The following is a 12175-nucleotide window of genomic DNA, read 5'->3' on the forward strand; positions in this document are numbered from 1 at the left end:
GCGCGGAGGTGCCGCACAGTGTGCGCGGGATCCTCACGCACGTACCCCAGCTGTCCCCTCAGCGTTGCACAGCAGCCAGCCGTGGTCGAGGGCTTCGCGCGAGAACCTCGGCAAGGACACCGGAATTCACCAATTGGTGGTGATGTGTCCCGAGCCGATCCGCTCGAAGATTGAATATCAAGAGAAAGAGGAGTTCACAATGGTGAGTCGCAAAGTGTCAGTCGACAACTTCGTGCGCGCGGAGAGCGACCGCATGTTTGCCGCGATCGTGGCGCAGGTGGGTGGAACCGGCATCTGGAGCCACGGCTTCGCACCGACCGCGATCGACGAGCAGCCGATCATCCGCATGAACCGCGACACCCTCTACAGCGCGAGCGTCGTCGACATCACCCAGGGCGCGACGCTCACCATTCCCGACGCGGGGGAGCGCTACGTCTCGGTGATGATCGTGAACCAGGATCACTTCATCAACCGGATCTTCCACACGGCTGGTGAGTACACGCTCACGCGCGAGGAGTTCGACACGGACTTCGTGATGGTCGCCGCGCGCATCCTCGTGAACCCGGAAGACTCAGACGACGTCGCCGCGGTGAACGCGCTGCAGCGCCAGCTCAGCATCGCCTCGACCTCGGGCAACGCCTTCGAGCTGCCCGACTACGACGAGGCATCGCACACCGCCACCCGTACCGCGCTTCTCGAACTCGCGAAGGGCCTGTCAGGCCTGGAGCGCTGCTTCGGCACGAAGGAGGAGGTTGACCCGGTGCGCCACCTCATCGGCGCAGCGGTCGGCTGGGGCGGACTGCCCGAGCACGAAGCCTCCTACATCAACGTCGCGCCCGGCCTCCCCGCCGCGGAGTACTCGCTCACCATCGGCGAGGTGCCGGTCGACGGCTTCTGGTCGATCTCGTTGTACAACGCCGAGGGGTACTTCGAGGAGAACCCGCTCGGGGCATACAGCCTGAACAGCATCACGAGCGTGCCGAACGCAGACGGCTCGATCACGGTGCATTTCGGCGGATCCGCCGACCTCCCGAACCTGCTCCCGATCATGGAGGGATGGAACTACCTCGTGCGCATGTACCGGCCGCGCCAGGAGATCCTCGACGGCCGCTGGAGCTTCCCGGAGATCGACGTCGCGGGGGCCGGGCGATGAGCTCAGCTACCTCGTCGGGCTCTTCGGGCTCCCCGACCTCCTTCGACTACGGCCCGGTCGAGGTCTTCGTCATCGAGTTCGAGGGTGACAGGCCTGACCCGGGCGTGCTCGACGCGCTCCGGGCGCTGGCGAACGACGGCACGATTCGCCTGCTGGATCTCGTGATCGCGAGCCGCGGAGCCGACGGCTCTGTCGTGCTCTCTGAGATCACCGAGCTTGCGGGCGGTGGCATCGAGCACGTGGAACTCGGTCTCCAGGGGCTCGTGAGCGAATCCGATGTCGCCGAGAGCCTCGAGGCGGCTCGGCCCGGCTTGAGCATTGCCATTGCCGCGTTCGAGCACTGCTGGGCGACGACGCTCGCCGAGCGCGTGGCGGCCGCTCGCGGCACCGTCGTGCACGCCGAGCGGATTCCCGCCCCCGCCGTCAACCAGTTGCTGCACGACGTCGTCTTCGTCGACGCTGGTGCCGCAGACCCCGCAGCCGAAGCCTAGGAGACCCCATGCCATTCATGAGACGAGTTGGACGCCCCGGACTGCTCGGCACCGCTGTGCGCACGGCCGTCGTCGCCGGCACCGCGACCGCAGTGAGCGGCGCGGTCGGCGGCGCGGTCGCGCAGCGGCAACGCGAGCGCGCTGCCCAGGAGCAGCAGGCCGCCATGCTGCAGCAGCAGGACATGGAGGCAGCCGCGAGCGCCGCCGCGCTCCAAGCCGTAGCTGCGGCGCCGCTCCCGACGCCGGCTGCGGCACCTGCCGCGGCCCCCGCCCAGGCCCCCGCGGTTGTCGCCCCGGCCGCGGCCCCCGACCTCGTACAGCAGTTGCAGCAGCTCGGCGCGCTCCGGCAGCAGGGCATCCTCACCGACGCCGAATTCGAGCAGGCCAAACGCCAGCTGCTCGGCAACTGAGCGCCCCTCCACGAGACACCCACACGAGAGAAGCATCATGAACACCGCTATCGGCGACATCCTCCCCTTTGCCGTCGCCATCGCGATCAGCCCGATCCCGATCATCGCGACGATCCTCATGCTGATGTCGCCGCGCCCCCGGCCGCTGAGCCTGGGCTTTCTCGCGGGCTGGCTGCTCGGCATCGCGGTCGCGGTCGTCGCGTTCACGCTGCTCGCCGGGGTCATCCCCGAGCGCGAGGAGGGTGCCTCGCAGCCGATCCTCGGCGTCGTTCAGCTGCTCATCGGACTGGCGCTCCTGCTGCTCGCGGTAAAGCAGTGGCGGTCGCGGCCGAAGGCCGGCGAGACCGCCGAGCTGCCGAAGTGGATGGCCGCGATCGACACCATGAAGCCGGTCGCCGCGCTCGCGCTCGGCTTCGCGCTCGCCGCAGTGAATCCGAAGAACCTGCTCATGGCGGTCGCCGCGGGCGCAAGCATCGGCCACACCGCCCTCGGTGCCGGCGCGAACGCCGTCGTGATCATCGTGTTCGTGGTACTCGCGGCCTTGAGCGTCGCCCTTCCCGTCGTCGCCTACCTTGTCGCTCCCGGGCGGGCGAGCCACGCGCTCGACGCGATCCGCGCCTGGCTTACGGAGAATAACGCCGCGATCATGGCGGTCGTGCTCGTGCTACTCGGCGCGCAGCTGCTCGGCAAGGGGATCGGCAGCTTCTAGCTGCGGCGAGCTCGGCGACACGGCCCGCGGCGGCCCGGAACGTTTGAGGATCCGCGCGAGCACCCCCTTCCTGCAAAAGCACCCCCTTTCTACGCGAAGAAAGGGGGTGCTTTTGCAGGAAGGGGGTGCTTTTGCAGGAAGGGGGTGCTCCTGCGGGGTGTGGGGCCTCGCGGCGCAGACAGCCGCTACACCCTCAGCACCCCAGCCGAGCGGAGGCCCTATTCCTCGGTGTCGCCCAGGGAGAGCTCGGAGACGAAGCGGGCCAACGGGTCGAGGAGATGCTCGAGTTCGAGCACGACGATCGTGTTCCGGCCGGCATGCGTCGCGGGGCCCGGCACGAACATCGTGTTGCCCGGGCCGTTGCGCCAGTAGCGGCCGAGGAAGAATCCGTTGACGAACGCGTAGCCCTTGCCCCAGCCGCTCGTGTCGAGCACGAGGTTGGAGGGTGCGTCGAGCTCGAAGTCGCCGAGCCAGGCAGTCGCGTCGGGCGCAGTGCCGGGGACGGCGCGCTCAGTGACTGCACGCTCAGGGAGAGCGCGCTCGAGAACGGCCCGCTCGGGATCGGCGGCCGCGCCCTCGCTGCCAGAACCAAGCGCCCCGGCATCCCGCAACTCGGCGACCCCAGCGGCGATCGCCTCCACATCGAGTGGTGTGGCCCGCCACCCGGTGAGTGGTTCGCCGTTGAGCAGGGGCGTGCCAATGATGCCCTTTTCCTCGCCGAGCCGGTGGCCGTAGTTCACGCGCCCCTGCTCCTCGACGAGCACGCTGAGTGTGCGCCCCGCGGGGAGCGTGAGGGCCCGTTCGTGGCTCGTGCGGGCGAGTCTGCCGACCCGCTGGCCGTCGACGCTCACCCAGGCCAGGTCGCGGATCTCCTGCTCGACGCTGAAGACGCCGCCCGCGAAGCCCTCGGGGAGCGCTGCGTCGTAGCGCACGAGCGCGCCGAGGTGGCCGAGTTCGTCAAAAGTGGGAGGCTCATCGAAGGTGGGATGGGCCTCGCTCGCGGGCAACGCCTGTTCAGCGGGCCGAGCGGCAGCCGGGTCCCCGATCCACCGCCCCGCGGCGCGCAGCGGCACGGTGAGTTCGGGGAGCGGATCGTCCGCCTCCGGCAGCTCCGCGGGAACGGGCGCGTACTTCGCGATCACGTCGCGCATCGCGAAGTACTTCGCGGTCGGGTTGCCCGCCTCGTCCAGCGGGGCGTCGTAGTCGTAGGAGGTCGTGAGCGGGAGGTAGCGGCCCTTGTGGTTCGCGCCGTTCGTGAGCCCGAAGTTCGTGCCGCCGTGGAACATGTAGATGTTCACTGAGGCACCAGTGGCGAGCAGCTCGTCGAGGCTCGCCGCGACCGTATCGACGTCGGTCGTGTGGTGCACGCCGCCCCACCAGTCGAACCAGCCGTCCCAGAACTCGGAGCACATGAGCGGCCCGGTGGGCTGGTGTTCGCGGAGCCTGGCGAGGCGCTCGGTGACGCGGCCGCCGAAGGATCCGGTGCGGTGCAGAGTATCGAGGCTGCCGTCTGCGAGCATGTCGTCCATCGGCTGGTCGACGGTCGTGAGCGGCACGTCGATGCCCGCCGCGCGGGTGACCCGCACGAGCTCTTCGAGGTAGGCCTTGTCCGAGCCGTACGCGCCGTATTCGTTCTCGATCTGCACGAGCACGACCGAGCCGCCGAGGTGCGTCTGCCGGGGAGCCACGATCTCGTAGACGCGCTCGAGATACTCAGTCACGTCCGCGAGATACGCGGGGTCGGAAGAGCGGAGCGTGCGCTCATCAGCGTCGACCCAGATCGGGAGGCCGCCGTTATGCCACTCAGCGCAGATGTACGGGCCCGGCCGCACGATCGCGTCCATGCCCTCGGCCGCGACGAGGTCGAGGAAGCGGCCGAGGTCGTTCCAGCCGGTCGCGTCCCACTCGCCGCGCCTGGGCTCGTGGGCGTTCCATGCGACGTACGTCTCGATGGTGTTGAGCCCCATGAGGCGCGCTTTGCGGATCCGATCCTGCCACTGCTCGGGGTGCACGCGGAAGTAGTGCAATGCGCCCGCGATGATTCGGTGCGGGGTGCCGTCGCGGAGGAAGTCGGTCTCGCCGATCGAAAAAGTGCTCACGAGTCGTCCTTGAAGAGTGAGGGTTGTGCAGTGGGGGAAACCACGCGGGGAAACCACGCAGGGAAACAACGCGGGGCTGGGTGCAAGCGCCCCCAACCCCGCGCGGGATTACTTGTTGACCGAGAAACCCTGGCCGTTGCCGTACTCGACGAGCGCGTCCTGCCACGCGGTAAGGCCCGCGTTGAGGTCGGTGCCGTTCTCGTAGGCCTGGCCGACGGTGTCGCCGAAGATGCTGTTGCCGTACACCTGGTAGGGGAGGTAGCTCCACCCGGGCACGACGTCTTCGGCTGCAGCGGCGAGCACCTCGTTGATCTTCTGCCCGCCGAAGTAGTCGGGGGCGTCGGCGAGGAACTCGGGCGAGGTGAGGTCGGCGGTGGTCGACGGGAAGCCGCCGGTCTCGAGGAACATCGACACACTCTCCTCGCTGTTGTTCAGCCACCAGAGGAAGCCGGCTGCGAGCGCCGGGTTCTCGCTCTGCTTGGTGACCGCCTGGCCGCCGCCGCCGTTTTCAGCGCTCGCGGGCTTGCCGTCATAGGTCGGCATGGGGGCGACGCGCCAGTCACCGGCACCGTCGGGGGCTCCGGAGATGAGGTTCGACGGCATCCACGCGCCGATGACCAGGGTCGCGATGCTGCCGTCGCCGAGGCCGCGGAACCACTCGTCGCTCCAGCTGCCGGTGGGCGAGACGAGCCCCTCAGTGACCAAGCGATTCCAGTTCTCGGTCCACTTCTTCGACCCCTCATCTTGGAGATCGATGGTGACGTCGGTGCCGTTGGTCGTGAAGGGCTTGCCGCCGGCCTGCCAGATCATCGATGTGGTGAAGCCCGCGTCACCGATGTCGTTCGTGATGAACTTCTTCGGGTCTGCCTCGTTGATGGCCTTGGCGGCCGCGTAGTATTCGTCCCACGTCGCGGGGACTTCGATGCCCGCCTCATCGAACACGGCCTTGTTGTAGAACATTGCCATGGGGCCTGAGTCTTGTGGGAGGCCGTAGATTGCCTCGCCGTCGGTGACCGAGTTCCACGTCGACGCCGAGTAGTCGCCCTCAAAGTCGGCAAAGCCGAACTCTGAGAGGTCTGCGAATGCGTCGGTGAGCGCGAACTGCGGAAACGCGTAGTACTCCATCTGTACGACGTCTGGGGCGCCCGAGCCCGCCTTGATCGCGTTCTGCAGCTTCGTGTACTCGTCGTTTGCGGTGCCCGCGTTGACGAGCTTCACCTTGACGTTCGGGTACGCCTTCTGGAACGCGGCGACCTGGGCTTCTGCTGCCGGGGTCCACGACCAGTAGGTGATCTCGCCGCCCTCCTCGAGGGCTGCTTCTACTGCGGCGAAGGTGCCGTCGCCCGCGGCTGAGCCGCCTGGCTTGTCACCGCCGGCTGACGAGCAGCCGACGAGGGCGAGGGCCGCGACGGTGCCGGCGGCGAGCACGGTGGCTGCCCGGCGCGCTGCGCGGGAGGTGGAGAAGAGCTTCATTGCTTCGGTCCTTTCGAAAAACGGTGTTCGGTGAGTGCGGGCGGCCCGGTGGGGCCGCCAACGCTGTGTTGGCGTGCGAGGAATTACTGCTTGACGCTGCCCGCGGCGAGCCCGGATTGCCAGAATCGCTGCAGCAGGAGGAACGCGATCACGATGGGGATGATCGTGAGGAGGGATCCCATGATGACGAGGTTGTAGATCGGCTGGGATCCTGCCCCGATGGCCTGCGCGCTCCACTGGTTGAGACCAACCGTGAGCGGGTACCAGGCCGGGTCGGAGAGCATGATCAGGGGGAGGAAGTAGTTGTTCCACGTCGCGACGACGGTGAACAGCGCGACCGTCACGATGCCGGGCGCGAGCAGCCGGATCGAGATCGTGAAGAAGGTGCGGAACTCGCCAGCGCCGTCGATGCGGGCCGCCTCGAGGATCTCGGTGGGCACGGAATCGGCAGCGAAGACCCACATGAGGTACATGCCGAACGGGCTGATGAGCGACGGAATGATGACGGCCCACGGGGTGTTCGTGAGGCCGAGCTCGCTGAACAGCAGGAAGGTGGGGACAGCGAGCGCGGTGCCCGGCACGGCGACCGCGCCGAGCACGACCGCGAAGACCGCGCGGCGGCCCGGGAACTTAAACTTCGCGAGACCGTAACCGGCGAGGGTCGCGAGCAGCGTCGCGCCGCCCGCGCCGACGACGACGTAGAGCAGCGTGTTGCCGAACCAGCGCAGGAAGATGCCGTCGCGGTAGGTGAAGGTCGCGACGAGGTTGTCGAAGAACGCGAAGTCGTCGGCGAACCACAGGCCAAAGGAGCTGAACAGCCCGCCCTGCGTCTTTGTTGAAGAAAAGAGTAGCCAGGCGAGTGGGAGGATCGTGTAGAGCGCATAGATCACCATCACGACGAGGAGCGTCTTCGAGGATCGCGGATTGAGCATGTTCTTCACCCGCGACGGGGAACGAGTCTCGTGAGCCATCTCAGCGCACCTCCGCGTTCGAGCCGCGCAGTTGCACGACGTAGGCGATGATCGCGGTGATCAGCCCCATGATGATGGCGATGGTTGCCGAGTAGTTGAACTGCTGGCCCGAGAACGACAGGTTGTAGGCGTACATGTTCGGCGTGAAGTACGTGGTGATGACGTTCGGGGCGAGCGGCCGCAGGATGTTGGGCTCGTTGAAGAGTTGGAAGCTGCCGATGATCGAGAAGATCGTGGCGATGACGAGCGAGCCGCGAAGCGAGGGGATCTTGATCGAGAAGATCGTGCGCCAGGCCCCCGCCCCGTCGAGCGCCGCTGCCTCATACATCTCGTTCGGGATCGTCTTGAGCGCCGAGTAAAAGATGAGCATGTTGTAGCCGACGAACTCCCACGTCACGATGTTGCCGATCGAGACGAGCATCCACTCCTTCGCAAACGGCGTGAGCAGCTTGATGCCGAGGAAGTCGTTGACGTTTGCGGTGAGGCCGAACTGGTCGCCGTAGATGTAGCCCCACATGAGCACGGCGACGACCGCGGGAACGGCGTAGGGGAGGAAGATGATGATGCGGAAGAACGAGGCCCCGCGGAGCCTCGCGCTGTCGAGCGCGAGTGCGGCGCCGAGCGCGAGGACGAGCATGATGGGCACCTGCACAAGCAGGAAGACGAAGACGCGGCCGAAGGCCTCCCAGAACTGCGGATCCTGGAAGGCGCGCACGTAGTTGTCGAAGCCCACGAACTCGTTGCCGCCGACGAGCCGGTCTTGGAAGAAGCTCAGATAGAGCGAGTAGATGAGCGGCGTGAGGAACACCAGGGCAAACACGATCATGAAGGGGCCCACGAAGGCCCAGCCTCGCCAGTCTCGGCGCTCGCGCCACGGGAGACCGGCGACGGTCTGCACGGGGGCTGTGTGTGTCGTCATTGACGTGAACCTTCTTACGATGCGGTGGCGAAATGCGCCATGTGTCTACGTCAACATATTGGATGGGTGGTACTATGTCAACGTCAACACCTGAACGGATGTATGAACGTGACCCAAGAGACACCGGCACTGCAGCCGCCCCGTCGACGAGAGCCGTCGATGGAAGACGTCGCGCGTGCGGCGGGCGTCTCGGGGCAGACAGTGTCGCGGGTTGTGAACTCGCGTGGTTACGTCGGCGAGGCCACGCGGCAGAAAGTCAATGACGCCATGCAGCGGCTCGGCTACCGGCCGAACAGTGCGGCGCGGGCCCTGAGGTCCGGGCGATTCAAGGCGATCGGTGTGGTGATGTTCACCTTCAGCTCGTACGGTAACCAGCGCACGCTCGACGCGATCGCTGAGCGCGCCTCCGAGGCAGGGTACGGGCTCACGCTCATCCCGGTCGAGTCGAGCCCGACGGCGACGGTCTCGGGGGCGTTCCGCAGGCTTGAGGAGCACGCTGTCGATGGCGTCATCATCGTGCTCGAGGCACACCAGCTCGACGAGGCCGACATCGAGATCCCGCCCGGCCTGCCCATCGTCTTCGTCGATTCCAGCAGGCTCGGCGAGCGGCCGTTCGTCGACACCGACCAGGCGCAGGGCGCGAGGCTCGCCACCGAGCACCTGCTCGAGCTCGGTCACGCCACGGTGTTTCACGTCGCGGGCCCAGACAAGTCCTACTCGGCCGAGCGCCGCCGGGACTCGTGGCGGGCGACGCTCGAGGCGCACGGGCGCGAGGTGCCCGCGGTGGTGCAGGGGGACTGGAGCGCCGAGTCGGGGTACCGCGCCGGGCTCGCGCTGCGCGATGACCCCAGCGTCTCTGCCGTGTTTGTCGCGAACGACCAGATGGCGATCGGGCTCGTTCGCGCATTTCGGGAGGCCGGAATGGACGTTCCCGGCGACGTGAGCGTCGTCGGCTTTGACGGCCTGCCGGAGGCAGCGCAGCTCTGGCCGCCACTAACAACCATCAAGCAGCACCCCGAGCGGGTGGGCGCGCTCGCGGTCGATGCACTGCTCACCGAGCTCAGCGGTTCCGTGCGGGTGCAGGCTCCACTGATCGATACCGAGCTCGTGGTGCGGGGGAGTACAGCCCCGCCGCGCTAGCTCCACCGAGCGGTTCGTGGTGCCCGCCGGGTGCAATCTCAGGCCTTCCCCCAGCGCTCGGTGTTACCGTGAGTGCGGTTGCTGTAGGAGCGGTTGACTTGAACGTGGTGGCCTGGTGGGCGAATCTGAGGGCGGTGATGAACTGATGGGACTGGCGCGTGCTCGCGTGCGACCGATTTCTGGTCGCGGGCTCCTCTTCCTCCTCGGGTTCGTGTCGTTCCTCACCCTCGCGCTGCTTGGCCCGCACGTGCACGGCTCGGATACCGCGCCAAGTCCGGTGTCGTCCGCAGCTGCCGCGGTCTCGACGGCGCTCGGCGAGGCGGGAGTTGCGATCGCGCCACCCGCAGGGTCGGATCCGCAACCCAGTGAGGCTTCGCTCGGTGTCGCCGCGGCGTGCGTCCTCGTGCTGCTGGTGACGTTGGTGTTCCTCGCCACGCGCGCCGCCCCGGAGCGAGCGCACGCCACGCGGAGCGTGACCCCGTACGCAGCCCAGCCTGTGCTCCCTGCGCGAGGTCTGGCGCTGCCGCTCTACCGGCTACTGTCGATCAGTCGCACCTGAGCTCGGCCGCTCGACGGCGGGTGGGCGCGGCGCGCGTTGACCTGTGTTTCCGAGTTACGAGCTCCCGAGCCCGCGTGTGCCGCGGGTGGGGGCCTCGCGCTGATCCTCCCCTCGGCCCGCGCTTCGCCGCCCCATAAGAAAGGCGCTTAGACCCGTGAACTCCACGAGCCGCGCTCTCACTCCCAGCACCGAAATTATCCGCACCGAAATCATCAGCACCGAAATCATCAGCACCGAAACCATCAGTACCGGAATCACCAGCTCCGAAAGCCCCAGCCCAGGCACCTCCGACCTCCAGATCATCGACCTCTTCGCCCTTGACATCACGGCGATACCGTTGCTCGGCTGGCTCGCCGTCGCGAGTCTCGTCGCCTATCTCGCTGGCGCGATCTCGCTGTGGGCACGCGGGAGGCGGTGGAGCGTTCCCCAGACAATCTCATTCGTGCTCGGCTGTGTCGCGTGGTTCGCCGCGACCGGCCTCGCCGTGAATGAGCACGCCGATGAGCTCATCACGGCGCTGGTGTTCCAGCTCATCACCCTGCTTGTCGCGGCACCGCCGCTGCTGCTCATGGGCTCGCCAGGCACGCTGCTCCTGCGCACGATGCCGCATCGGGGGATCGGGCGCTGGGTGCTCAGGGCCGCGCTCGCCGCCCAGCGCTCGCGTGCCGCGCTCGTGTTGCTCCATCCGATTGTCGCGATTCTTGTGGCGATCGTCGCCTTCCCCGGGCTGTTCTTCAGCGACGCGATCAGCTGGGTCATGGCGGCACCCGGCGGGCACCAGGTGTTGCTCGCCCTGCTGCTCATCTTCGGCGTGATTGGCGGCGCGCCCCTGTGGGCGCTCGACCCGCTGCCGCGCAAGCCGTCGTTCGGGATGCGCCTCACGGGCGCCTTCCTTGAGCTCCAGATCCACGCCCTGTTTGGGCTCGTGCTGCTGCGCAGCGCGAGCGGGATGATGAGTTGGTACGCGCAGGAGCCCGAGGGGTGGGGGATCAGCCGCGCGCTCGACCAGTCCCTGAGTGGCAGCCTCGTCTGGACCTACGGTCAGCTGCCGCTGCTCATCGTGCTCATCATCACGCTCTCGAAGTGGCGCAAAAGCGACATGCGCGGAGCCCGGCATCGGCGGCGCAGCGAAGACGCCGCCCTCGACGAATACAACCAGTTCCTCGCAGAGGTCGCAGAGCGCGACCGCAGCCAGGAAACGCAGAAAGGAACGGTATGACCTCCCTCACTCCCAAGAAGCAGCGCCTGAGCACCTCCGCGAAGGCTGCGCTGATTACGATCCCGACGGTGCTCATCGCCGTGCTCATCGTGATCCTCGTCTATGCGGCGAACAAGGGCGGGGGCGCGCCAGACGGCACTGCGCCCGACTCGGCATCGCCCGCCGTTCCGCTCGTCGAGGAGAACTCGCACCGGCTCGACGACGTGGGCGAGAATGCCCCGACGCTCGTGGAGTTTCTCGACTTTGAGTGCGAGGCCTGCGGCGCGGTGTTCCCGGTGATGGAGGAGATCCGCGAGCAGTACGCCGGGCAGGTGAATTTCGTGGTGCGCTACTTCCCAATTCCCGGGCATCTGAACTCGATGAATGCTGCCGTCGCCGTTGAGGCCGCTGCGCAGCAGGGCAAATTCGAGGAAATGTATCAGCGGATGTACGAGACGCTCCCTGAGTGGGGGGAGAAGCAGGACTCTGAGGCCCCGCGGTTTAGGGGCTACGCGGAGGATCTTGGCCTCGACATGGCGGCCTTCGACGCCGCGGTCGCGGACCCGAAGACCCAGGAGCGCGTCGAATTCGACTTCGATGCGGGCCGCGAGCTCGGAGTGCAGGGCACGCCCACGTTCTTCTTGGAGGGTGAGCTCTTCGCGCCGGAGTATGTCGACGACATCACGGAGGCGCTCGACGAGGCGATCGCCGCGCGGAAGTAGCGCGGCCCTCGCCCCTTCGGCGACCACTGCCTCGCCGGGCGGCTGCCCCCTCGCAATCGAGACAGCGTGGCTTGAAATGTTACACTCATTCAAGACACGTTGTCTCGTAATTGTGAAGGAGAATGCTGGTGAATCAATTGGTGCTCACGCCGATTCCTGAGGTGCTCGACCGGCTGCGAGCTGGTGAGGTGGTGCTCGTCGCCGATAGCGCCTCGCGGGAAAACGAGGTCGACGCGATCGTCTCGGCCGAACTCGCCACCCCGCAGACGATCGGTTGGATGGTGCGGCACACCTCGGGGTTGCTGTGCGCGCCACTGACCGCGGAGCGTGC

At 67.2% G+C, this 12175-nt stretch carries 13 protein-coding genes; 9 read left to right on the forward strand and 4 right to left on the reverse strand.

Annotated features, from left to right (window positions below):
- Positions 1-199: 199 nt before the first annotated feature.
- Genes ACI1US_RS12485 through ACI1US_RS12500 form a run of 4 tightly spaced genes read left to right on the forward strand, consistent with a single transcriptional unit; the run spans position 200 to position 2763 of the window.
- On the forward strand, positions 200-1153 hold the full coding sequence (locus ACI1US_RS12485; protein ID WP_461640760.1) for a DUF1214 domain-containing protein: 954 nt from the start codon (positions 200-202) through the stop codon (positions 1151-1153).
- Positions 1150-1644 (forward strand): DUF6325 family protein, encoded by a 495-nt coding sequence (locus ACI1US_RS12490; protein ID WP_461640761.1) that lies wholly within the window; start codon positions 1150-1152, stop codon positions 1642-1644. The genes ACI1US_RS12485 and ACI1US_RS12490 overlap by 4 nt, the downstream gene beginning before the upstream one ends.
- An 8-nt stretch (positions 1645-1652) precedes the next feature.
- Complete coding sequence (locus ACI1US_RS12495; protein WP_461640762.1) at positions 1653-2054, forward strand: SHOCT domain-containing protein; 402 nt, start codon at positions 1653-1655, stop codon at positions 2052-2054.
- Positions 2055-2091: 37 nt separating this feature from the next.
- The gene (locus ACI1US_RS12500) at positions 2092-2763 is read left to right on the forward strand and encodes a GAP family protein (protein ID WP_461640763.1); all 672 of its coding nucleotides are present in this window, start codon (positions 2092-2094) and stop codon (positions 2761-2763) included.
- Between the two features lie 218 nt (positions 2764-2981).
- Here the strand turns inward: ACI1US_RS12500 and ACI1US_RS12505 are convergent, their stop codons facing one another.
- The 4 genes from ACI1US_RS12505 to ACI1US_RS12520 form a co-directional block, all read right to left on the reverse strand.
- Positions 2982-4862 carry a glycoside hydrolase family 35 protein gene (locus ACI1US_RS12505; protein WP_461640764.1) on the reverse strand — a complete coding sequence of 627 codons (1881 nt, stop codon included), beginning with the start codon at positions 4860-4862 and terminating at the stop codon, positions 2982-2984.
- A gap of 108 nt (positions 4863-4970) precedes the next feature.
- Complete coding sequence (locus ACI1US_RS12510) at positions 4971-6335, reverse strand: ABC transporter substrate-binding protein (RefSeq protein ID WP_461640765.1); 1365 nt, start codon at positions 6333-6335, stop codon at positions 4971-4973.
- Positions 6336-6418: 83 nt separating this feature from the next.
- On the reverse strand, positions 6419-7306 hold the full coding sequence (locus tag ACI1US_RS12515; protein ID WP_461640766.1) for a carbohydrate ABC transporter permease: 888 nt from the start codon (positions 7304-7306) through the stop codon (positions 6419-6421).
- A gap of 1 nt (position 7307) precedes the next feature.
- Complete coding sequence (locus ACI1US_RS12520) at positions 7308-8225, reverse strand: carbohydrate ABC transporter permease (RefSeq protein ID WP_461640767.1); 918 nt, start codon at positions 8223-8225, stop codon at positions 7308-7310.
- A 159-nt stretch (positions 8226-8384) separates the two neighbouring features.
- Between ACI1US_RS12520 and ACI1US_RS12525 the strand changes: the two genes are divergently transcribed.
- The 5 genes from ACI1US_RS12525 to ACI1US_RS12545 all read left to right on the forward strand — a co-directional run.
- Positions 8385-9365 (forward strand): LacI family DNA-binding transcriptional regulator, encoded by a 981-nt coding sequence (locus ACI1US_RS12525; RefSeq protein ID WP_461640773.1) that lies wholly within the window; start codon positions 8385-8387, stop codon positions 9363-9365.
- Between the two features lie 166 nt (positions 9366-9531).
- Positions 9532-9924, forward strand: coding sequence for a hypothetical protein (locus ACI1US_RS12530; protein ID WP_461640768.1), 393 nt, complete (start codon positions 9532-9534; stop codon positions 9922-9924).
- A 154-nt stretch (positions 9925-10078) separates the two neighbouring features.
- Positions 10079-11143, forward strand: coding sequence for a cytochrome c oxidase assembly protein (locus ACI1US_RS12535; RefSeq protein ID WP_461640769.1), 1065 nt, complete (start codon positions 10079-10081; stop codon positions 11141-11143).
- The gene (locus tag ACI1US_RS12540) at positions 11140-11844 is read left to right on the forward strand and encodes a DsbA family protein (protein ID WP_461640770.1); all 705 of its coding nucleotides are present in this window, start codon (positions 11140-11142) and stop codon (positions 11842-11844) included. The genes ACI1US_RS12535 and ACI1US_RS12540 overlap by 4 nt, the downstream gene beginning before the upstream one ends.
- Before the next feature lie 128 nt (positions 11845-11972).
- A partial coding sequence (locus ACI1US_RS12545) for a 3,4-dihydroxy-2-butanone-4-phosphate synthase (RefSeq protein ID WP_461640771.1) occupies positions 11973-12175 on the forward strand: 203 nt, incomplete at its 3' end.

Source organism: Leucobacter sp. BZR 635 (genome assembly GCF_048061935.2).
Taxonomy (GTDB): domain Bacteria; phylum Actinomycetota; class Actinomycetes; order Actinomycetales; family Microbacteriaceae; genus Leucobacter.